The organism is Streptomyces sp. NPDC026301, from assembly GCF_055567935.1.
In genome coordinates this window covers 24228-46304 of record NZ_JBVHPN010000023.1, presented here as the reverse complement: position 1 = coordinate 46304, position 22077 = coordinate 24228, and the positions used below count along the sequence as shown (strand labels likewise).

Annotated in this window: 15 protein-coding genes; 13 read left to right on the top strand and 2 right to left on the bottom strand. The window is 73.1% G+C overall.

Going from position 1 to position 22077, the window contains the following annotated elements; all coding sequences use genetic code 11:
• The first annotated feature begins 56 nt into the window (after positions 1-56).
• Positions 57-2369: a beta-glucosidase BglX gene (bglX, locus tag ACZ4MH_RS30465; protein ID WP_351593344.1), complete on the top strand. Its 2313-nt coding sequence runs from the start codon at positions 57-59 to the stop codon at positions 2367-2369.
• Positions 2370-2384: 15 nt separating this feature from the next.
• Here the strand turns inward: bglX and ACZ4MH_RS30460 are convergent, their stop codons facing one another.
• A complete protein-coding gene (locus tag ACZ4MH_RS30460) occupies positions 2385-3788 on the bottom strand; it encodes an RICIN domain-containing protein (protein ID WP_351593341.1) in 1404 nt (467 codons plus the stop codon).
• Between the two features lie 273 nt (positions 3789-4061).
• Between ACZ4MH_RS30460 and ACZ4MH_RS30455 the strand changes: the two genes are divergently transcribed.
• From ACZ4MH_RS30455 to ACZ4MH_RS30400, 12 genes are all read left to right on the top strand, one after another.
• Complete coding sequence (locus tag ACZ4MH_RS30455; RefSeq protein ID WP_351593338.1) at positions 4062-5657, top strand: phage tail sheath family protein; 1596 nt, start codon at positions 4062-4064, stop codon at positions 5655-5657.
• Positions 5658-5726: 69 nt separating this feature from the next.
• Entirely contained in the window at positions 5727-6170 is a 444-nt protein-coding gene (locus ACZ4MH_RS30450; protein WP_351593335.1) for a phage tail protein, read from the top strand.
• Positions 6170-6688, top strand: a complete 519-nt coding sequence (locus ACZ4MH_RS30445; RefSeq protein ID WP_351593332.1) for a hypothetical protein — start codon at positions 6170-6172, stop codon at positions 6686-6688. Before ACZ4MH_RS30450 ends, ACZ4MH_RS30445 begins: the two co-directional genes overlap by 1 nt.
• Positions 6685-6843: a DUF6760 family protein gene (locus ACZ4MH_RS30440; RefSeq protein WP_351593329.1), complete on the top strand. Its 159-nt coding sequence runs from the start codon at positions 6685-6687 to the stop codon at positions 6841-6843. The genes ACZ4MH_RS30445 and ACZ4MH_RS30440 overlap by 4 nt, the downstream gene beginning before the upstream one ends.
• 2999 nt (positions 6844-9842) lie before the next feature.
• The gene (locus tag ACZ4MH_RS30435) at positions 9843-10280 is read left to right on the top strand and encodes a phage tail protein (protein ID WP_351593326.1); all 438 of its coding nucleotides are present in this window, start codon (positions 9843-9845) and stop codon (positions 10278-10280) included.
• The gene (locus tag ACZ4MH_RS30430) at positions 10281-11006 is read left to right on the top strand and encodes a CIS tube protein (protein ID WP_351593324.1); all 726 of its coding nucleotides are present in this window, start codon (positions 10281-10283) and stop codon (positions 11004-11006) included.
• Positions 11006-12901 (top strand): VgrG-related protein, encoded by a 1896-nt coding sequence (locus ACZ4MH_RS30425; RefSeq protein ID WP_351593322.1) that lies wholly within the window; start codon positions 11006-11008, stop codon positions 12899-12901. The genes ACZ4MH_RS30430 and ACZ4MH_RS30425 overlap by 1 nt, the downstream gene beginning before the upstream one ends.
• Before the next feature lie 55 nt (positions 12902-12956).
• Positions 12957-13439 carry a GPW/gp25 family protein gene (locus ACZ4MH_RS30420; RefSeq protein WP_351593320.1) on the top strand — a complete coding sequence of 161 codons (483 nt, stop codon included), beginning with the start codon at positions 12957-12959 and terminating at the stop codon, positions 13437-13439.
• Positions 13439-15397: a putative baseplate assembly protein gene (locus ACZ4MH_RS30415; RefSeq protein ID WP_351593317.1), complete on the top strand. Its 1959-nt coding sequence runs from the start codon at positions 13439-13441 to the stop codon at positions 15395-15397. Before ACZ4MH_RS30420 ends, ACZ4MH_RS30415 begins: the two co-directional genes overlap by 1 nt.
• Positions 15394-15963: a phage tail protein gene (locus ACZ4MH_RS30410; protein ID WP_351593314.1), complete on the top strand. Its 570-nt coding sequence runs from the start codon at positions 15394-15396 to the stop codon at positions 15961-15963. The genes ACZ4MH_RS30415 and ACZ4MH_RS30410 overlap by 4 nt, the downstream gene beginning before the upstream one ends.
• Entirely contained in the window at positions 15960-17261 is a 1302-nt protein-coding gene (locus ACZ4MH_RS30405) for a zinc ribbon domain-containing protein (protein WP_351593311.1), read from the top strand. The genes ACZ4MH_RS30410 and ACZ4MH_RS30405 overlap by 4 nt, the downstream gene beginning before the upstream one ends.
• A gap of 48 nt (positions 17262-17309) precedes the next feature.
• A complete protein-coding gene (locus ACZ4MH_RS30400) occupies positions 17310-19076 on the top strand; it encodes an eCIS core domain-containing protein (protein ID WP_351593308.1) in 1767 nt (588 codons plus the stop codon).
• Here ACZ4MH_RS30400 and ACZ4MH_RS30395 read toward each other — a convergent pair.
• Positions 19073-21925, bottom strand: a complete 2853-nt coding sequence (locus ACZ4MH_RS30395; RefSeq protein WP_467754792.1) for an AAA family ATPase — start codon at positions 21923-21925, stop codon at positions 19073-19075. The two genes, ACZ4MH_RS30400 and ACZ4MH_RS30395, sit on opposite strands and share 4 nt — an antisense overlap.
• Positions 21926-22077: the final 152 nt, after the last annotated feature.

Sequence of the window (22077 nt, the reverse complement as noted above, 5' to 3'; positions counted from 1 at the left end):
ACCTTCTGAATTCGGGGCAGGCAATGCAGCCTGTCCATTGCCGAAAAGGTGAACTCATGCAGGGGATGCGACGACGCACGCTTCTGAGTGCGGCCGGTGGTACAGCCGTTGTCGGCGGGCTCCTCGGATCGGGGAACGCGCAGGCCGCCGCCCCGGCCGCACGAGGCGTTCCCCGCGCCTCCGGTCCGTACGATCAGAAGATCAAGCAGCTGATGGGCCGGATGACGGTCGACGAGAAGTTCGGCCAGCTCCAGCAGCTGCCGTGGACCTGGGACACCGGCCCCGGCGGCGGCGAGACCAAGGCGGTCGAGGACGCCGCGCGCAAGGGCATGCTCGGCTCGGTCTTCTCCCTCTTCGGCGCGAAGACCACCAACGCCCTGCAGAAGATCGCCGTCGAGGAGTCCCGGCTCGGCATCCCGCTGGTCTTCGGGCTGGACGTGATCCACGGCATGTGGACCAACTTCCCCATTCCGCTCGGCCAGGCGGCCAGTTTCGACCCGGAGGTCACCGCAGCGGACGCCGAGGTGTCCGCCAAGGAGGCCCGCTCCAGCGGCGTGCACTGGACCTTCGCCCCGATGATGGACGTCACCCACGAGCCGCGCTGGGGCCGCATCGCGGAGGGCAACGGCGAGGACCCCTACCTCACCTCGGCGTTCGCCGCCGCCAAGGTACGCGGGTACCAGGGCAAGGACCCCAAGGACCTCCAGGCCAAGGACCGGATGGCGGCCTGTGCCAAGCACTTCGTCGCGTACGGCGGCGCGGAGGGCGGCCGTGACTACAACACGGTCGACGTCTCCGAGTCCCGGCTGCGCAACCTCTACCTGCCGCCGTTCAAGGCCGCGCTGGACGCCGGCGTGGCGACCGTCATGGCGTCCTTCAACACCATCAGCGGCGTGCCGGCGCACGGCAACCCGCACACCCTCACCGACATCCTCAAGCGGGAGTGGGGCTTCGACGGGCTGGTGGTCAGCGACTTCACCGGCGTGCAGGAGCTGATCGCGCACGGCTTCGCCGAGGACGGCGCCGACGCGGCGCGGCTGTCGCTGAACGCCGGCGTCGACATGGAGATGACCAGCACCCACTTCGTCGAGAACGGCAAGAAGCTGCTGCGCGCCGGCAAGCTGGAGCAGAGCCGGCTGGACGACGCGGTGTACCGGGTCCTGCAGCTGAAGTTCCGACTGGGCCTCTTCGACCACCCCTACGTCGAGGAGAAGGACGAGATCACGGAGCCGTCCGCCGCGGCCCGCAAGGCGGCCCGCGCCGCAGGCAGCCGCTCGATGGTCCTGCTGAAGAACTCCGCGCACTCCGGCAAGGGCGGGCCCGTCCTGCCGCTCTCCGCCAGCGCCTCCTCGATCGCGGTCGTCGGCCCCTTCGCCGACTCCGCCGACCTGCTCGGCACCTGGGTGATCCCGGCCGCCGAGAAGAAGTTCCCGGCGGTGAAGGTGCTGGACGCGGTGAAGAAGGCCGCGCCGAAGGCGAAGGTCACGTACGCGAAGGGCGTCGACGCGGCGGGCAAGGACACCAGCGGCATCGCCGAGGCCGTCGCCGCCGCCAAGGCCGCCGAGGTGACCGTCGTCGTGGTCGGCGAGCCCCCGGCGATCAGCGGCGAGGCCGCGGCGCGCAGCGACATCTCGCTGCCGGGCGCGCAGGAGAAGCTGGTCGAGGCGGTCGCGGCCACCGGCAAGCCGTTCGTGGTGGTACTCGTGAACGGCCGCCCCCTGACCCTCGGCGATTGGCTGGAACAGGCGCCCGCCGTACTGGAAGCCTGGCACCCCGGCATCGAGGCAGGCCACGCCATCGCGGACGTCCTCTTCGGCACCGTGAACCCGGGCGGCAAGCTCCCGGTCTCCTTCCCCCGTACGGTCGGCCAGATCCCGATCCACTACAACCACGAGTCCACAGGGCGTCCCTACGACCCGGACAACAAGTACACGTCCAAGTACCTGGACCTGCCCGACGGCCCGCAGTTCCCGTTCGGCTTCGGGCTCAGCTACACCGACTTCGCGCTCGGCGAGCCGAAGCTCAGCCGGTCGGGCGTGGCCGCCGACGCGCTGCGCAAGGGCGACACCCTGGAGGTGTCGGTCGAGGTGCGGAACACCGGCGAGCGGGCCGGCGACGAGGTCGTACAGCTCTACGTGCACGACCGCGCCGCCTCCCTCACCCAGCCGGTCCGCAGGCTCCGCGGCTTCCGCCGGGTGACCCTGGAGCCGGGGAAGCACACCACGGTGCGCTTCCGCCTCGGCGCCGAGGACCTGGGCTTCTGGACGAACGACAGCCGCGGACACTTCACCGTGGAGCCGGGCGCGTTCGACCTCTACGTGGGCACCAGCTCGGCGGCCACCGCCAAGGTCGGCCTCACGGTGACCTGACGGACGGGGACCCGGTCAGCTGCTGGTGGGGAAGGTCCACTCGTGGTTGTTGTGGGCCTCGTCGGCGCAGGGGAAGATGCTCAGGTTGCGGTCCTGGCTGTCCGCCACCTGCGAGTCCAGGCACTGGTTGTCGCTCTTGACGTTGCGGATCCAGTACCGGCCCTCGGCCTTCTTGTCCAGCCACCACAGCTGGTTGTCGTCGGGCGTGCCGTTGCACCTGAACTCCGTCACCCGCGTCGCCGGGCGGGCGCCGCCGAAGTTGGGCAGGTCCATGCAGAGCCCGTCCTTGTCGTTGCGGATGACGAAGACGGGCGCCCCGTTCGGCCCGCCGTGGTCGAGCTTCTTGTCCAGGTTCCACAGCTGGTTGTCGGACGTGGCGCTGTTGCACCCCGACTGGTTGACGGGGCCGTCGGGGCGGCCCTGGTCAGTGGGGATGTCGGCGCACGTCTGGTTGGTCACGTTCTTGACCAGCACCCGGGTGAGGGTCGGCGGCAGGCCGTTGTCCGGCCCGCCGTCGGCGGGCTTGGCGGGGGCCGGATTCGCCGGAGGGGCCGGCTTCTGCTCCTGGCCGCCGGAGTCCGCGGGCGCTTCGGTCTGCTGCTGCTCGGGCTTGGGGGCTTCCGTGGGCGGCGGCAGCGTGGCGGCGGCACCGTTCGCGGGCTTCTCCTGGGCCTTGGTGTTGACCGCCGGCTGGTAGGTGAACCAGAGGATGAGCCCCGTAATGGTGAGCGCGAGCAGCAGGCCCAGCACCGTCATCAGCCAGTAGGGGAAGACGCTGCGCTGTACGTATGTGCCGTCCACCGCCATCGGTTCGCTGCCCGAGCGCCGCACGGCGAGGTTGTAGGGCCGCTGCTGCTTGTGGCCCGCCCAGGTGATCTGGCGGGGCTTGAGGGTGGCGTCCACGAACGCGGCGCGGCCGGGATCGATCTGTACGTTGGCCGGCCTGATCTCGTACGACAGCTCGTCAGCCTGGTCGCCGCCCGCGATCGAGGCGGTGAGCTTGGTGTTGCCGAGGTTGTCCACGGCCAGCTTCGGGCGCCCCCGGAACCGTCCCTTGACGGTGTGCGGGACCAGTTCGGCCCGTATCTCGCTGAAGGGCGTGATGGTGAGGTTGCCCTCGACGACGGTGGTGGCGTCCGGGTGTTCGGTGGGAATGACCTGCACGCCGTACGGATTCGGCCCGGCCGTGGCGTCGGGGGTGCGCGGCGGCGCGAAGGTCAGTTCCACGGTCCCCGTGGTGCCCGGGTACAGCCGGACCGTCGCGGGTTCCACGGTCACGTACGGCGCGATGTCGCCGACCGGCACGAAGCGGTACTCGTCGACGACGTCGCCGGTGTTGCGGAGTCTCAGCCGTACGGAGGTCGTGTTGCCGGGGTCCACGGTGGCGGACGAGGGCTCGAGGGAGGTCCAGATGCTCACGCCCGCGACGCTACGGCAGGGCCCGGCCGCAGGTCAGGAGGCCACGGGGCAGGAGTGATGCCCGAACGCGCGCCGCACTCTGCCCTGTTGGTACGCAACCGGCGGGCCGTGCGGCACCGGGGACGGCCGGGGACGGCCGGCAGGGACATCGGGTTGCTGTCCTTCAGGGCACCGGCGCTGCCCTGAAGAAGGAACCGGAGGACGTTCACCTGGGTGCGGACCGTCCCGGAGGGTGATCTCGGATCGTGTCCAGCATCGCGAGGAGAGCAGAGCATGTCGTCGTACCTGTCGCCGGGCGTCTACGTCGAGGAGGTGGCCGGTGGCTCGCGCCCGATTGAGGGGGTGGGCACCTCCGTCGCGGCCTTCGTCGGACTCGCCCCGAGCGGACCGCTGAACAAGCCGACGCTGGTCACCAACTGGACTCAGTACGTCGCCGAGTTCGGTGAGTTCACCGACGGGTACTACCTCGCGCACTCCGTCTACGGCTTCTTCAACAACGGTGGCTCCGCCGCGTACATCGTGCGGGTCGGCGGGGCGAAGGGCGGCGAGAACGGGCAGGCACCGGCCGCCGTCGCCGGCCGGACCACCACCCCCGCGGCGCTGCCGCCCGGTGAGCCGCAGGCGCTCGGTACGTTCAAGGTCGCGGCCCTCGCGCCCGGCAGCGGCGGCGACGGGCTCAGTGTCGAGGTGGCGGACGCCGAGGGCGAGGGTCCCGCCGAGCGGTTCCGGCTGATCGTCAAGGACGGCGGCAAGACCGCCGAGACCTTCGACGTCACCGCCAAGAAGGGCGGCCGCAACTACGTCGTCACCCAGGTCAAGGAACGCTCCCAGCTGATCTCCGTGCAGGAGGCGGCCCCCGCCGCGCAGCTGGCCCGCCCCGAGAACCAGACCGTGGCCCTGCCCGCGCCGGCTCCCGCCCCGGCCGCCGCCCCCGCTGCCGGCGAGGCGGACGGCAGCCACCCCGGCCCCGCCCAGTACCTCGGCGACTCCGCCGACCGCACCGGCTTCGGCGGCCTGGAAGCGGTCGACGAGATCTCGATGGTGGCCGTCCCCGACCTGATGGCCGCCTACCAGCGCGGCGCGATCGACCTGGAAGCCGTCAAGGCAGTCCAGCTCGGCCTGATCGCGCACTGCGAGCTGATGGGCGACCGGGTGGCCGTCATCGACCCGCCGCCCGGCCTCAACGCCCGCGGCATCCGCGTCTGGCGCCAGGAGACCGCCGGTTACGACTCCAAGTACGCGGCGCTCTACTACCCGTGGATCAAGGTCTTCGACCCGGCCACCGGCGAGTCGCGCACCGTCCCGCCGAGCGGCCACATCTCGGGCATCTGGGCCCGCAACGACTCCGAGCGCGGCGTGCACAAGGCGCCCGCCAACGAGATCGTCCGCGGCGCCGTCGACCTGGAGATGCAGATCACCCGCGGCGAGCAGGACCTGCTCAACCCGATCGGCGTCAACTGCATCCGCGCCTTCCCGGGCCGCGGCATCCGCGTCTGGGGCGCCCGCACCCTCGCCTCCGACCCGGCCTGGCGCTACCTGAACATCCGTCGGTACTTCAACTACCTGGAGGAGTCGATCCTGATCGGCACCCAGTGGGTGGTGTTCGAGCCGAACGACCAGCAGCTGTGGGCGCGGATCCGGCGCAACGTCTCCGCCTTCCTCGTCACCGAGTGGCGCGAGGGCGCGCTCTTCGGCTCCCGGCCGGAGGAGGCGTTCTACGTCAAGTGTGACGCCGAGACCAACCCCCAGGAGTCGGTGGACCTCGGGCGGGTCATCTGCGAGATCGGCATCGCGCCCGTCAAGCCGGCGGAGTTCGTGATCTTCCGACTGGCCCAGTTCTCCAGCGGCAGCGGCGAGCTGGAGGAGTAACAGCCCCTGTCTCCCCTCCGCACCTCTTCTCCGCACGATCAGTAATCAGCAAAGGACACCGGACGACCCATGAGTCTCCAGCCGGGTGACGCCCTCACCTCACATAATTTCGGCCTCCAGATCGACGGCGTGATGGTCGAGTACCTCCAGGAGGTCAACGGCCTGACCATCGAGCAGGACGTCATCGAGTACCAGCAGGTCTCCGCGCAGGGCAAGCCCGTCACGAAGAAGCTGCCCGGCGTGAAGAAGGCGGGCACCTGCACGGTCGTACGCGGCATGACCCAGTCCGCGGCCTTCAACCAGTGGATCACCGAGTCGGTGGCCGGGGTCATGAGCACGGCCCGCAAGAACGCCACCATCATGGTGATGGACTATCAGAACAACCCGGTCAAGCGGTACAACATGCGCAACGCCTGGTGCAGCAAGGTCGACACCAGCACGGTGAAGGCCGGCGAGGCGTCCGCGCTCACCGAGACCGTGACCATCACGTTCGAAGAACTGGTCATCGAGTAATGCGCCGTACCGCTCCCAGGTCGCCCGCCGCGGCGGCGCCGGCTGCCGGTCCCGAAGACGGGCCGGAAGCCGGTCCGGAAACCGGGGCCGCGGCCACCGGAATCGCGCCCCCGCCCGCGGCCGCCCCCGCGGCGCCGCAGCGGCGCAGCCTGAGCACCGAGTTCGCCTTCGAGCTGCCGCGCGGCTACGTCGACGAGTCGGGGACCGTCCACCGGGACGGGGTGATGCGCCTAGCGACCGCCAAGGACGAACTGGTACCGCTGCGGGATCTGCGGGTTCAGGAGAACCCGGCCTATCTGTCGGTGGTGCTGCTCGGCCGGGTGATCACCCGGCTGGGCTCGCTGCCGCTGGTGCACGACGGCGTGGTGGAGAACATGTTCGCCTCCGACCTCGCCTTCCTGCAGGACTTCTACCGGCAGATCAACGCCGAGGGCCACACGCGGGCCGGGGTGTCGTGTCCGCACTGCGAGCAGCCGTTCGAGGTCGAACTCGGCGGGAGCCGCCTGGGGGAATCGTGACGTACGCGACCGACCGCATGCATGAGGAGATCGCGTACATCGCCTACCACTTCCACTGGAGCCTGGAGGAGATCCTGGACCTCGAACACCGCGACCGGCGCCGGTACGTAGAGCAGATCGCGACGCTGGTGACCCGCGCGGAGGCGGAGCGGTAATGGGAATGCTCGACCGGTTCCGGCGGGGCCGGGGCGATGTGGCGGGGATCGATGCGGGTACGGGCGCTGGCCCCGGTGCTGGGGCTGTGGCCGCTGCCGGGCCGGTGTCCGGGTCCGGGTCCGTCGGTGCGACGGGCCCTGCCGGGCTGCCGCCGATCCAGCGCGCGGTGGCGCATCCGGCGCGGCACACGGTGGCTTCGGCCGACTTCTCCGCGTCGCTGGCGTCCTTCCAGAGCCCTGCGTTCATGGGCACGCTTTCGCACGCCGTACTCGACAGCGCGCCGGCCGGACTGATCCGGGACGCCCTGACCCCCGCGACGACGTCCGTCCGGGGCCTCGGCGACCCGGCGCTGTCCCTCCCGGTGGTACGGGCCGAGGACGCGCAGGGTGAGGCGTACGGGCATGGGCACGGGCACGGGTATGAACACGGGCACGGGCTCGTAGCTGGGGCCGGGGCGGCAGGCGAGGCCGGAGTGACCGGTGCGCCCTCTGCCTCTCCCTCTCCTTCTCCCTCCGCCTCGCCCTCTGCCTCGCCCTTGCTGTCCGGTGGGTCCCCCTCGGTTCAGCGGGCGCGGGGGCCGCGGGTCGTACCGGTGGTCGCTGCGGCTCCTCGCGCTGCGGCTCGTCGCGCTGCGACGGGCGCGACGCCGCCTGCGGTGTCCGGGCCGGGCACGACGGCTTCGGCGCCTGAAGCGGCACCGACGCCTGGAGCGGGCCCGATGCCCGAGTCGGGGCCGATGCCCGAGTCGGCTTCGATGCCTGTGGCGGCTTCGTTGCCTGTGGCGGGGACGAGGCCGGTCGCGGGTTCGCGGTCCGTGGACGTCTCGCGGCCTGTGGCGGCTTCTCGGCCTGTAGGCGCTTCAGCGGCTGCGGCTGTCACGACGGCCGCGGAGTCCCGAGAGGCCGCGGCGGTTGCCAAGCCATCGTTGACCAAGGCGTCGGTTCCCGGCACTGTGCAGCGCAGGACGTTGCCGACCGCGTTGCCGGTGCGGAGGACGGCGAGCGAGCCGGCGCCTGAGCCGGTGCGGCAGCCTGCTGCCGCAACCGAGGTGGCTGAGGCGGCTGTTCCGGCCGCTGCGGTCGCCGCAGTCGCCGCGGTCGCTTCGCAGGAAAGTGTGGTCGCTGAGGAGTCCGCTCCGGTACCGCCGCGGCAGACGTCCGTACCCGTGCCACCGACACCGCAGGTACGGACGGCTGTGTCGGTCCCGCCGGGAGAGGCGGCCGTACCGTTGTCGTCGGCGCCTGTCGGTCCCGTGCAGCGCTCTGCGGAGCGGTCTGCGGAGCGCAGCGCGTCGGCGAGCGTGCCGGAGCAGGCCGTCACTCCCGTTCAGCGGCCCGCGACGGCCCGGTCGGAACGGCCGGTTGAGCCGGTTCAGCCGGTACAGCGGGCTCGTTCGTCTCAGCCGGGTGAGATCGTTCGCCCGGCTGGGCCCGCTGATGCCGCTCGGCCGGTTCAGCCGGTTCGGCCGGCACCGGCTGCTGGGCCGATGGGTCCTGTCAGGCCTGGCCGGTCGGGCAGGCCCGCCGGGCTCGGCGCCCCCGTCAAGGCCGATGGCGGCGAGACGCCAGGAGCCGTCACCGCTTCGGTATCGCCCACCGTCCCGGCTTCTCCCACCGGTCCGGCTGCTCCCGTCGGCCCGACGCCCCCCGCCGCTGCGACCTCCGCGTCCACGGCGGCAGTTGTAGCGTCTCCGGCTGCTCCGACGACCTCGGCCCCGGCCCCGGCCTCGACCTCGGCTCCGGTACGCCGTCCTGGACTCGGCGCCCCGGTGTCGGCACCGCCCGCAGCGGCGAAGCCACAGCCACGCGCCGAAGCCGGTGACCGGCCGGTCGTCCAGCGACTGGCTGCCACGTCCCCTGCTCCCGCGCCCGCTCCCGTGTCCACGGCTGCTCCCGCTCCCGCGCCCGCTCCCGCGAAGCGGGACGGTGGGCGAACGGCTGCTCGGCAGCGGCCGGTGTCAGGGCTGGGGGCACCGCTGGTGCGCCCGGCTCGGTCCGATGTCGAGGCGCCGGTGACGCCTACCGCGCCCGCCCCGCAGAGCGGTCCGAAGCCGGTGGCGCTGCGACGCGTCAGCCCGGGGAGTACCACAGGGACAGGGAAGGCCACCAAGACCGTCAGGACCGGTGCGGCTGCCGGATCAGGCGGCCCCGGGGACACAGTCCAGCGTGCTGTCACGCCTCCCACGCAGGCCCAGCGTCTGACAGCGCCGCCCGCCGCGCCCACGACCGCGACTGCGGCCACGCCCACGAGCGCGCCCACGACCGCGACCGCGCCCACGCCCACGACCGCGGCTACGCCCACCATGCGTACGCCGGACACGCGCCCGGCACAGCCGCGGGGTGACCGTGCCCGTACCGCTGCCCGTACCGCTGCCCGTACCGCTGACCGCGACCGGGCCGCCGTGCCGCTGGCAGCGCCGGCTTCGGCGCCGTCCGTGCAGCTCCCCGTACAGCGGGCGTCCGCAACGCCGGCGGTGACGCCTTCGGTGACGCCGACCGTGCGTCCGTCCGCGCCGCGACCGGCCACCCCGCTCGTCACACCGCCGGTACAGCGGACACCGGCACCGACACCGCCACCACCTCCGGTACAGCGGGCACCGGCACCGGTACCCGCACCCGCACCGCCACCCCCTCCCGTACAGAACACCCCGCCCGCCCCGCCACCGCCACCCGCGCCCCAGTCTCCCGCCGTCGTCCAGCGGGCGGCCCGTGGGCGGGACGTGCGGCAGGGCGGGTCGGGCAAGGGCGGGGGCGCGGGGGCGCGGTCCGGTGGGTTCGACCCCCGGGAGCTGTCGGACGGGCAGGTGGACGAGTTGACGCATCGGCTCATCGGCCCGCTGACCCGGCTGCTGCGCACCGAACTACGGCTCGACCGCGAACGGATCGGCAGGCTGCGCGACCCCCGCCGATGACCACCGCCCCGCACCGCCCCACCCGCATAACCCGCAAAACAGCAAGCGCCAAGCAGTACGCAGCACCAGGAAGGCCAGGCCCACCCGATGCCTCAGGACCAGGATCCGGGCTCCACCATCTTCTTCAACCTGACCATCGACGGGGAGAGTCTGGGCGACTTCAACGGATGCGAGGGGCTTTCCTCGCAGGTGGAGATCGAGCAGCGGCAGGAGGGCGGCAACAACGGGTTTGTGTGGCAACTGCCCTCCCGCGTGAGCTTTTCGCACATCACGCTGACCCGGCCGCTCACCCCGGACACCGCCAAGGTGGCCGCGTGGATCTCCTCCGTCACCAGCGGCGCGGTGCGCCCCACCGCGCAGATCGCGGCGCTGCGCGCGGACGGCTCGGTCGTCGCGCGGTGGGGGCTGCTCGACGTGCTGCCGGTCAGCTGGCGCGGGCCCTCCCTGGACCCGGCCAGCCCGGCCGTGGCCACCGAAACGCTGGAGATCGCGCACCACGGCTTCACGGACGCGGGGGCGGCGTAGATGGCCGGCAGGGGAAAGGGCGGTGCGGGCAAGAGCCTGGTGCGGGCCACGCTCGCCATCCACCAGCCGCCCCTTGGGTACAGCACCAAGCCCGGCGGTCTGATCAGCACCTTCAGTTTCGACTTCAATCCGGGGCAGCTCGCGCTGAGCCGCCGCGCCGAGTGGAAGACGACGCCGACCGCCGCCGTACGCGACGGCGCGCTCCCGGAGTTCATGGGGTCCGCGCCCCGTGAGATGACGGTGGAGGTGTTCCTGGACCGGTCCGGGAATCCGGACAGCAACGATGTGCGGAAGAACGTCGAGGCGCTGTTCTCCTGCTGCGAGGTGACCTCGGCCAGCATCGCGGCGAAGCAGCCGTCGACGCCGTGGGTGGTGTTCGAGTGGGGGTCGTTCTCCACTGCCCGCTTCACCGCGTACGTCAGCGCCGTCGAGGCCTCGTACACCCTCTTCGGCACCACCGGCGTGCCCATCCGGGCCACCTGCCAGGTGCACCTGCACGAGATCCCGAGCCGGACCTCCGGCCAGAACCCCACCTCCGGCGCGCTCACCGCGCGCCGGGTGCACCGCGTGGTGGCGGGCGACTCGCTGCAGTTCCTCGCCTGGCGGGAGTACGGCGACGCCACCGCCTGGCGCACCATCGCCGAGGCCAACGACATCGACAATCCCGCACAGCTGCGGCCGGGGACCGAACTGATGCTCCCCGCCGCTGAAGAGGTCGGCTCCTGATGACGCAGATCGGCTACTCCAACGTCTTCCACGTCAAGGTCGGCGGCGCGCCGCTGAGGCCGGAGCTCGCCCGGCTGCTCGTCGGTGGCTGGGTCGACTTCGGTGCCGGGGTGCCCGGAGCCTTCCAGCTCACCTTCCGCGACCCGAAGCGGAAGCTGCTCGGTGAGGCGGGCATCACGATCGGGACGGAGGTCGTGCTGGCGCCGGTGGCCGACGGGCAGGGGGCCCAGTCCCCGCTGCTCACGGGTGAGGTGACGGGGCTGGAGACGGACTACGACGGGACCGGGACGTTCACCGTCGTACGGGGTTACGACCTGGGCCACCGGATGCTGCGCCAGCGCCGGGTCGCCGGTTACCGCTCCATGACCGCCTCCGACATCGTCCGGAAGCTGGCCGGCCAGGACCGGGTACCGGTCGGCCGGATCGACGGCACCACCGCCAAGTACGAGTTCCTCACCCAGGCCAACGTCACCGACTGGGACTTCGTGTGCCGGCTGGCGGACGAGAGCGAGCGGGTGCTGTCGCTGAGCCCCAAGGGCAAGCTCCAGTTCCTCCGGCCCGATCCGGCCTCCGGCGCGCCCCCGGTGAGCACGCCGAGCGAGAAGAGCCCCTTCGTCCTGGAGGCGGGCATGGACATCCTGCGCTGCCGGGCCGCGGTCACCTCCGCCGACCAGGTGAGTTCGGTGCAGGCGCGCGGCTGGGACGTGACGACCAAGCGCGACCTGGTCGGCCGGGCCACGGCCGCCACCACGCCGGGCGTGGCCATCGGGACGACGCCGGGCCGGGCCTCCAGCGCGTTCGGCGCCGCCACGCTGGTGGAGACCGACACCCCGCTCGACACCCAGGCCCAGGTCCGGTACGCGGCCGAGGCGCTCGCCGACGACGTGACCGGCGCCTTCGCCGAACTGGAGGTGACGGTACGCGGCAACCCCAAGCTGCGGCCCGGCGTCCCGGTCGCGCTCGCGGACGTGGGGGCGCCCTTCGAGGGCAAGTACACGGTGACCGCCGCCCGGCACTCCTTCGGCGACGGCCGGCACTACGAGACCCTGCTGACCGTCAGCGGCCGGCAGTGGCGTTCTCTGTACGGCCTGGCCTCGGGCGGCACGAGCGTGCAGCCACGACTGCCGAGCGTCGCCAACGCGCTGGTCACCGACGTCAAGGACCCGCTCAAGCAGGGGCGGGTCAAGCTGCGCTTCCCCTGGCTGGACGACAAGTACACCAGCGACTGGGCGCGGACCGTGCAGTTCGGCGGCGTGAAGGGCGGGGGCGTGATCACGCCGGACGTGGGTGACGAGGTGCTGGTCGCGTTCGACCGGGGAACTCTGGACCATCCGTATGTGATCGGCGGACTCTACAACGGGCGGGACAAGCCGGATCCGGTGGACGTGCCGCTGTACGACGCCACGAAGGGCACCATCACCCGGCGTACCGTCGCCGACCGCAGTGGTAACCGCATCGACCTGCTCGACCAGCGCACCGGCGGCAAGCGCGGCGTACGGCTGAGCACCGGGGACGACAAGCTGACGGTCAATCTGGACCGTACGGGCACCGAGATCACCATCAACAGCTCCGGCAGCGTCACCATCAAGGGCAGCCGTTCGGTGTCCGTCGAGGCGGGCACGGACCTGAACCTGAGCGCCCGCCGCAATCTGACCATCAAGAGCGGCGGCATGCTCAACATCCAGGGCCGGGGGCTGGTCAACCTCAAGTCCCTCGCCGGTGCGGTCAACGTGGACGCGATGGGCGCGCTGAGCCTGAAGGCGGTGGGCGCCGCGACGGTCAGCGCCGGCGGCACGATCCAGGTCAACTCCGTCGCCAACGTCGGCATCCGCGCCGCCACGCTGCTGCTCCAGGGCGTCGTGCTGGTCAACAACAAGCCGTACCCGATCCCGTGACGGCCGAGCGGATCACCCGGTACGGCACGGAACAGAGAAGGCAGGTGGCCCACTGATGGCCGATCAGTTCGTCGGGTCCGGCTGGTCGTTCCCGCTGCGCATCAGCCCCACGGGCGGCATCGCCCTGGTCAGCGGGGAGCGCGAGGTCGAGGAGGCCATGCGGCTGGTGCTGGCCACCGCACCGGGCGAGCGCCCGATGCGCCCCGAGTTCGGCTGCGCCATCCACGACATGGTGTTCGCACCGGTCAACGAGGCCACGGCGGGCCGCATTCAGCACGAGGTGTACGCCAGCCTGGACCGCTGGGAGCCGCGCATCGAGGTGGACGACGTCACCGTGACGGCCGGCGACGACCAGGGCGTGCTCTACATCGACGTGCGCTACGCGGTACGCGGCACCAACAACCCGCGCAGCCTGGTCTTCCCGTTCTACGTCATTCCCTCGCACGACGAGCCGGCCGGCTCCCCCTCCGCCGGCCCGCCCGGCGGCCCCGACCCTCTTTCCCGTACGCCCGACGAGCACATTGGAAGCGACCGCTGATGGCCCTGCCCTCCCCGAACCTCGACGACCGGCGTTTCCAGCAGTTCGTCGACGACGCCAAGCGCTACATCCAGCAGCGCGCCCCGGAGTGGACCGACCACAACGTCTCCGACCCCGGCGTCACGCTCGTCGAGACCGTCGCGCACATGGCCGACCAGGTCGTCTACCGGCTCAACCGGGTGCCGGAGAAGAACCACCTGGCCTTCCTCGACCTGCTCGGCATCACGCTCTTCCCGCCGTCCGCCGCCCGGGCCGACGTGACGTTCTGGCTCTCCGCACCCCAGGAGCAGCCCGTACGGCTGGCCGTCGGGACCGAGGTCGCCACCGCGCGCACCGAGAGCGAGGAAGCGGCCGTCTTCGCCACCGAGGCCGAACTGACGGTCGTGCCGAGCGAGTTGTCCTATCTCGTGGTCCAGCCGCACGGCGCTGAGGTGACCGAGCGGACCTCCGACCTCGTCGAGGGCAAGGACGTGCACTGCTTCGCCGAGTCGCCGCGCCCGGGCGACCGGATGCTGTTCGGGCTCAGCGCCGCCGTACCGCACTGCGCAGTGGTACTGACCCTGGGAAGCCGCGTCGACGGCGTCGGCGTGGACCCCCGGCAGCCCCCGCTGGCCTGGGAGGCGTGGACCGCGGACGGCTGGGTGGCCTGCGAGGTCGACCGTGACACCACCGGCGGTCTGAACCGCCCCGGCGAGGTCGTCCTGCACGTCCCCGGCGGCCACGTCCTCTCCCGCACCGGCCGGCGGGAAGCCGGCTGGCTGCGCTGCCGGGTCACCGAAGCCGCCGCGGGCCAGCCCTTCTACACCACCTCGCCCACCATCCGCTCCGCCGAGGCGTTCACCATCGGCGGCACCACCCGCGCCGTGCACGCCGACACCGTCCGCGACGAACTCCTCGGCGAGTCCCCCGGGCTGCCGGGGCACCGGCTGCGCCTCACCCACGCACCGGTGGTCGGCGACGCGCCCCCGCTGCACCTCCAGGTCGCCGAGCGCGACGGCTGGACCGACTGGCAGGTCGTCGGGCACTTCGCCGCCTCCGGCCCCGACGACCGGCACGTCACCCTCGACGCCGCCACCGGCGAGGTCGCCTTCGGCCCCGCCGTACGCGAACCCGACGGCACCCTCCGCCAGTACGGTGCCGTACCGCCCAAGGGCGCCGTCATCCGCGCCCGCCGGTACCGCACCGGCGGCGGCAGGACGGGCAACGTCGCCCGCGGCGCCATCCAGGTGCTGCGCGACTCCGTCCCGTACGTCGCCGAGGTCACCAACCGCGAGGCGGCCAGTGGCGGGGTGGACGGGGAGACCGTGGAGGAGGCCAAGGTCCGGGCGCCCATCGCGCTGAGCGCCCAGGACCGGGCCGTCACCCTGCGCGACTACGAGGAACTGGCCCGCCGCGCGGCGCCCGAGACGGCCCGCATCACCTGCCTGGCCGCCGAGCCGGACGAACACGGCGCGCACGCCGTACGCGTCCTCGTCATCCCGCAGGCCGTGCCCGACCCGGGCGGCCGGCTCCGCTTCGAACAGCTCGTACCGAACGACGCACTGCTCGACCGCATCACCCGTTACCTCGACGACCGGCGGCTGATCGGGACCCGGCTGGCGGTGGGCCCGCCGTACTACCAGGGCGTCACCGTCGTCGCGACCGTGCACGCCTTCCGCGGCACCGACACCGACCGGGTGCGGCGGGAGGCCCACGACGCGCTCCACCGCCACCTGGACCCGCTGACCGGCGGCGCGCACGGCACCGGATGGCCCTTCGGGCGGCCGGTGCAGGCCGGCGAGGTCTTCGCGGTCCTGCAGCGGGTGCCCGGCGTCGAACTCGTCGACGAAGTACTGCTGCACCCCGCCGACCCGCTCACCGGCAAGCGCGGCGACGCCACCGACCGGATCGACCTGGACCCCTCGGCGCTGGTCTTCTCCTTCGACCACCGCGTACGAGTGATCGGGGACGCGTCATGAGGGGGTCGATCGACGGCCTGGGCTCCTCCGCGCCGCTGGGCGCCATGCTGCCCGCCGTCTTCGCCGAGGACGATCTGGCCCAGCGCTTCGTCGCCGGGCTCGACGAGGTACTCGCTCCCATCCACAACGTCCTGGACTGCCTGGACGCCTACTTCACCCCCTCACTCGCCCCGGCCGACTTCACCCGCTGGCTCGGCGAGTGGGTCGGCGCCGCGCCCGACGGCGGCTCGGACCTCCCGGAGGACCCGGCACAGCTGCGGGCCGCGGTCGCCGCCGCCGTACATCTGCACCGCATCCGCGGCACCCGGCGCGGCCTGGAGGAGGCGATCCGGCTCGCCTTCGGCGTGGCACCGGAGATCACCGAGAGCGGCGCCGCCACCTGGAACGCCCGGCCGCTCGGCCCGGTACCCGGCGAACGCCGACCCCGCCTGCACGTCACACTCCGGCTCCCCGACCCGGGCCCGGCCGACGCACACCGGCTGGAGCGGCTCGTCGCAGCCGCCCGCCCCGCACACATGCCCTACACGGTCCAGGTGACCGCAGTTGAAAGGACATCGGACAGGTGACCGACCCCACCTCTCCCGCCGCCAACGACGGCCGGGCGGCCGGCTACGGCAGCTCCGGCTCAGGCTCCGACGCCGGCGAGGCCCGGCGCCGGCCGGTGGACTGCCCCGAGTGCGGCACCCGTGCCGCACCGGGCCAGTCCTTCTGCGACAGCTGCGGCGCGGTACTCGGCTGGAATCCGGGCCCGGGCCCGGCAGCGGCCCCGACGACGAACACCGACCCCGAGCGCGCCAGTGAGGTGACTGCCCGTCAGGAGAGCGACGCTCAGGTGACCGCTCGCCCGGAGGAGGCGGACACGGCCGCTCCGGGCCCGTCCGGCACGCCCTCGAGTCCGCCCGGGACCACCACGTCCCAGGACGCCGCGACCGTCCCCGTCGAACGGCAGCAGCCGGACTCCGCGGCGGCCGACGAGCGGGCCAGGGCGCTGCTCGTGCCCGTGGCGGACCCCGAAGGACGTGCCGACGCGGCACCCTCCGTGGCACCGGTGCTCCCCGGCCGGCCGGAAGCCGCCCGGCCCCGGGCACAGGCCCCCGTCGGCGCGCCCGACGAGGACGGTGGTCCCCCCTGCCAGTGGTGCGGCACCGGCAATCGCCCCGACCGGCACTTCTGCCGCCGCTGCGCCATGTCGCTCGCCGCCCGCCCGGACGGCCCGGTCCGGCTTCCCTGGTGGCGCCGGATACTGGACCGCAACAACCGTCCCGCGCCCTGGGCGGGGTCCCGTCCGCGCCTCCGCCGGGACCTCGGCCGCATCCTCAGCTGGATCGCCTGGGCTCTCGTGATCGCCCTGGTGGTGACCGCCGCGTTCAACGTCGGCACCGCCGTGGACGCCGTACGCGACCACTTCGCCAAGCGGGCACCGGTCGGCCCGGACACCGTCGCGGCGTCCCGCTCCTACCAGCACCACGGCCCCGAGAAGGTCTTCGACAAGTACAACAACACCTGGTGGGGACCCGGCGTCACGCAGGCGGGGGAGGGCGAGTGGATCGAGGCACGGTTCCAGGAGCCGGTCCGCCTGCTCGACCTGCTGATCACCCCCGGCAAGTCGGCGCGCCCCGCCGACCTCACCAAGGCCACCCTCCCGCACCGCGTCGAGGCCCTCATCACGACCTCGAAGGGACACCACCTCACCCGCAGTTTCACCCTCGACCAGGCCAGCGGCGCCCAGCGCGTCCCCTTCCGCGTCGGCGAGGTCAGCTCCGTACGGTTCGTCGTGCGCTCCTCTTACCAGCCCAACGCCGACAACCAGGTCTCCTTCGCCGAGATCGAGTTCTTCGGCCGCTCGCAGGCGTCGAGTTCATGAGGCCCGGGGGAGGGGAGAGTACTCCCGGGCGAACAGGAGGGTGCCACCATGCGTGACACGGAACAGCAGCGGGCCCCGGGCACGGGCCGCCGGGAGCCGGCATCGGCCCGGGCACGTACGGAGGCGGGGCCCGGCCTCGCCCGGTCGGTGGCGGCGCTCACCGGCCGGGGCGGGCGGCCCACCGCGGGGGACATCACCGCGCTGCAACGGGCCGCGGGCAACACCGCGGTGACGGCCGCACTGGCCGGGACCGCGGACCCGGCCCCCGTGCAGCGGTCCGCCGTGCACGACGTGCTCCGCAGCCAGGGCCGGCCGCTCGACGACGAGGTACGCGGCGACATGGAGGCCCGGCTCGGCGCGGACTTCTCCACCGTACGGCTGCACAGCGACGGGGTCGCGCAGCGTTCGGCGGCCGAGGTCGGCGCCCGCGCGTACACCTCCGGCGAGCACATCGTCCTCGGCGCCGGCGGCACCGACCGGCACACGCTCGCCCATGAGCTGACCCACGTCATCCAGCAACGCCAGGGGCCTGTCGCCGGCACCGACCGCGGGGACGGGCTGCGCGTCAGCGACCCGTCCGACGCGTACGAGCGCGCCGCCGAGGCCAACGCGACCCGCGCCCTGGCGGGCCCGGCACCGGTACAGCGCGCGGAGGGCGCGGCGGCGACGCGGGGCGGAGGGACCGCGGAACCCGTCGTGCAGCGCGCGATCGCCGGAGCGCAACGCACCCGCATCACCGACGCGTTGAAGGCGGGCAGCCAGGTCGTGGTGGCGGCCGGGGACGGGTCCCGCGGCCGGCTCACCTTTCACGGCGACCACTACCGGGTACAGAAGTCGAAGCGGGACACGGTCACCGTGGACGAGGCGACCCTGTGGCGGGACTACACCCTGCTGGGGACGGTCCGCGCGGGCGAGCGACTGCCCCTGGACCTGGACCCGGGCGACCTGCCCGGCAACACGAAGACACAGGAGCGCAACGGGGCGCAGGTGATGGACTTCGACACCTCACCCGTCGCCTTCGCGCACTACTCCTACGACCTGATGCCCGGGCCCGGCAAGGGCGGGAACCAGCGGACCAACGATCACCTCACCATCGAGAATTCGCTGCCGGCCATGCTCACCAGCCTGAAGCACAGCCCCGGGAAGGTGGAGGCCGACCTCCACGAGCGCCCGCACAAGATGAAGCCGCACTTCAACCGGCAACTGAACGAGGCCGGTCACGCGGACATCGACAACATCAATTTCCGCCCCACCGAGAACCGCCAGGGTCCCCGCCCGATCGGTGCCGCCCTCGATCCCACCGGCGCGCTGCGCGCCGACAAGAACCGCAAGGACACGGCGGCCGACCCGATCCCCGTGGAGGAGCGGATCCACCTGGAGTCGTTCCTCGGCTACATCGACACCGCCATGCGCCGGCTGGAACTGGGCCAGGGGATGCGCACGGCGATCGCCGATTCCATCCGTACCATGCAGGGCCGCATGGGCTTCGACGCCGACAAGCTGTACCTCAACTTCAAGCAGCGCGAGGACTTCACCCGTTTCGTGGTCCTGGTGACGAGCCTGACGGGCAGCCGGGGGATCCCCGACGTGCTGGCGCAGATGGCCGGGAACGAGGCGAAGGCCGACCTGAGCGATGCCGACTTCCGGCTGATCCGGGACCACCTGGACTCGCCGCTCCGGGAGCAGATCGCGGACAAGGTCGAGGGCGGCGGCACCTGGTCCGTCGTGGGTAACGGCCCCGACCTCAAGGCCGTCCGCTCCGCGATCGCCAAGCACTACTGGGACACCATCGTCGACTGGGCGAGGAACCCCTAACCCGCATGCCGGTCGTCGGAATCCCCGATGCCGTCGCCGTCCAGGGCCTCCCGCAGCGCGGTGCGGCGTTGTATGCCCAGTTTGCGGTAGGTGCTGGTCAGGTGGGTCTCCACGGTGCGGCGGGCGAGGTGCAGCAGGGCGCCGATCTCGGCGTTGGTGCGGCCGTCGGCGGCGAGCGCGGCGATGCGGCGTTCGCTGTCGGTGAGGGCGCCCGCGCCGGTGTGCCGGGCGGGCCCGCGGCGGGCGCCGCTGTCGCGCAGCGCCCGCTCGGCCGCGGCGAGGAGCGGCGCGGCGCCCATGCGGTCGGCGGTGGCGGCGGCCTCCCGCAGCAGGGGCCGGGCCCGGCGCGGGTGCCCGGCGGCGGCGAGCCGGCGGCCGTGCGTGATCAGCGCCGGGACCAGTTCGATGTCCAGCGCGTCCGGCGGCCCGGCGTCCGCTGCTGCGTACCCGGCATCCGACACGGGCCCCGGCGCGCCGTCCCGCAGGACGGTGACGGCCTGTTCGGTGAGTTCCAGTCCGTGCCGTCCGCCGGTGGCGGCGCCCAGGACGCGTAACGCCCGGCCCAGTACGCGAGGCGTGTGCCACACCTGCGCGAGCCGGTACTCCTCCTCGGCGAGGGGCAGGGCCGCCGCCGGCCGGCCGAGCGCCAGGTGACACTCGGCGGCGGCCGAACGCCAGGCGGACACGGCGGGGTTGAGGATGTCCCGGGCGGTCTGCCGCCGCCCGCAGTTCAGGAAGTCCTCCAGCGCGCCCACGTGGTCACCGCCCGCGGCGCGCAGCACGCCGCGGGCGTAGAGGAAGCGGTTCAGCTCCCAGCCGTCGGTGGCTTCGTCGACGTGTACGGGCGCCGCGAGCCGGCCGGCTTCGGCCAGCCGGCCGGCGCGTACGAGTGAAAGGACGGCGTGCGCACGGAAGTTGGTCGGCGCGACCCGCCCGGAATCCGCGGCGGATGGCCGCCGGCCGGAGAGGTCCGCGGGCTGCCATGCGTACCGGCCGCGCGACCCGGCGGTGTCGGCGCGGGTGTTGAGCAGGGAGTGGTGGGCCGGGTGCAGTGGCGACAGGCGCTCGGTCAGGCCGTCCCGTACGAGCCGGTCGGCGTCCTCCAGCGCGTCCGCCCACTGGGCGACGGCGGCGGCCGCGCTCAGCTGATACGGCATCAGCAACCGGTCCTCGGGGGCCGCGACGAGCTCCCGGACCTGTTCCATGGCCGCCTCGGCCGACAGCAGCCCCGCGCCCGCCTCGTACCGCACCAGCAGCGTCCGCACGGCCGGGCTGAGCAGGGCCGGGTACTGCTCGGCGGTCTTCCGCAGCCGCTCGTGCACCTCGCGCCGGATGTCCCGGTCGTGGTCGGAGAGCAGCGCGGCCGCCGTCTGCACCGTACGGGCCAGCACCGGATCGTCCTGGTCGTCGAGGCCACGCAGCACGTCGAAAGCGGCCTGCGCCTCGCCGCTGTGGACCAGCGCGGTGCCGAGCGTGACCGCGGTCAGCACCCGCTGCCGGGGCGCCTGCTGGAGGCGCAGCGCCTCCGCCAGCCGGGGTATCCCCGCCGACCGTACGGTGGCGAACTCCAGCGCACCGAGGCGGTTGAGCACCGCGGCCCGGCGCTCGGGCGGCATCGGCGCGTCGAGCGCGCCGCGCAGATAGGCGGCCGCGTCGCCGTCCCGGCCCGCGCGGGAGGCGTCGGCCGCCGCGTCCAGCAGGGTGCCGGCGGCCCACTCCGTACCGGTCGAGGGGGCCCGCAGCAAGTGCCGGGCCACCGCTTCGGCGCGGTCGCCCCGGCGGTACCGCAGCGCCGCGGCCCGGCGGTGCAACGCGAGCCGGTCCTCCTGCGGCCAGCCGTCCAGCACCGCATCGCGCAGCAAGGGGTGGGCGAAGAGCGGGCCGCCGTGGCCCGGGTCGCGGCGCAGCAGACCCAGCCGGGTCATCGCGGTGATCCATCCCGGCACCCGGGCGAGCCCGGCCCCGCTCACCTCCGCCAGCAGGTCGTCGGGGACGTGCTCGGTCCCCCCGCCGGCTTCCTCCAGTTCGGCCAGGGCGCGGGCCACGGCGGCCGTTTCGGGCCCGGCGCTGTCCAGCCACCACAGGACGGCGGCCGCGTAGGCCCCCGGGTAGAGGTCGGCGCAGCTGTCCGGCAGTGCCACCCCCTCCTGCCCGCCGTCCGGAACCACCGCGCGCAGGTCGTCCAGCAGGGCCCGCAGCAACAGCGGGAGGCCGGCACCGGCACGGACGCAGCCCTCCACCCAGGCGTCCGCCGCGTCCGCCCCGAAGGCGTCCCGGACCAGTGCCTCGGCCGCACCCCGGCTCAGCGGGGCCGGTGCGTGCGCGCGCACCAACGCGGGCGCCAGGGCGTGCGCCAGGCCGGGGCCCGGCGGCGCGATGTCGTACTGGACGCGCTCGCCGGCCACCAGCAGGACCGGCAGTTCGGCGAGCCGGCGGGCGGCCTCGGTCAGCCAGCGCCGGGACGCGGAGTCGGCGAGGTGGACGTTGTCCACGGTCAGCAGGAGCGGTGCGGCGGCCGCGTACGAGCGCAGCAGCCGCCACAGCCGGGCCGGGACGTCGTGGTGGTGGGGCGCCCGGCGCACGTCGTCGGCCAGGCCCGCGTCGGGCGGCGGGTCGAGCAGCTGCAGTACGGCGCCGAACGCGGTGCGGGAGCTCTCGGCGGAGCAGTCGGCGCGCAGCACCCGCATCCCGTGCTGCCCGCCGTGCCGGGCCGCGGCGTCCAGCAGGGCACTGCGGCCTGTCCCGGTGGGCCCCCGGAACAGGAGCAGTCGGCCCGTTCCGGCCCGGGCGCGGGCGGCCTCGGAGGACAGCAGGGCGAGCGCGGCGGCACGTTCGAGGAGCTGGGTCACGGGCGGAGACCGCCGTTGATCTCGTGGTGCGTCTCGTGGTCGGCCACGATTGCGGGCCCGGTGGCCGCGGCGGGAGGCTGGACGGTGTGCGTACCGCTCACGCCGCGACGTCCTCGCGGGTGGGCACGTAGCCGCAGACCAGCACGTACCCG

Coding starts and splice junctions, on each gene's coding strand:
- ACZ4MH_RS30445 (WP_351593332.1), top strand. CDS start 6,170: ATGCGCCGTACCGCTCCCAGGTCGCCCGCCGCGGCGGCGCCGGCTGCC.
- ACZ4MH_RS30415 (WP_351593317.1), top strand. CDS start 13,439: ATGGCCCTGCCCTCCCCGAACCTCGACGACCGGCGTTTCCAGCAGTTC.
- ACZ4MH_RS30430 (WP_351593324.1), top strand. CDS start 10,281: ATGGCCGGCAGGGGAAAGGGCGGTGCGGGCAAGAGCCTGGTGCGGGCC.
- ACZ4MH_RS30435 (WP_351593326.1), top strand. CDS start 9,843: ATGCCTCAGGACCAGGATCCGGGCTCCACCATCTTCTTCAACCTGACC.
- bglX (WP_351593344.1), top strand. CDS start 57: ATGCAGGGGATGCGACGACGCACGCTTCTGAGTGCGGCCGGTGGTACA.
- ACZ4MH_RS30410 (WP_351593314.1), top strand. CDS start 15,394: ATGAGGGGGTCGATCGACGGCCTGGGCTCCTCCGCGCCGCTGGGCGCC.
- ACZ4MH_RS30450 (WP_351593335.1), top strand. CDS start 5,727: ATGAGTCTCCAGCCGGGTGACGCCCTCACCTCACATAATTTCGGCCTC.
- ACZ4MH_RS30425 (WP_351593322.1), top strand. CDS start 11,006: ATGACGCAGATCGGCTACTCCAACGTCTTCCACGTCAAGGTCGGCGGC.
- ACZ4MH_RS30455 (WP_351593338.1), top strand. CDS start 4,062: ATGTCGTCGTACCTGTCGCCGGGCGTCTACGTCGAGGAGGTGGCCGGT.
- ACZ4MH_RS30420 (WP_351593320.1), top strand. CDS start 12,957: ATGGCCGATCAGTTCGTCGGGTCCGGCTGGTCGTTCCCGCTGCGCATC.
- ACZ4MH_RS30400 (WP_351593308.1), top strand. CDS start 17,310: ATGCGTGACACGGAACAGCAGCGGGCCCCGGGCACGGGCCGCCGGGAG.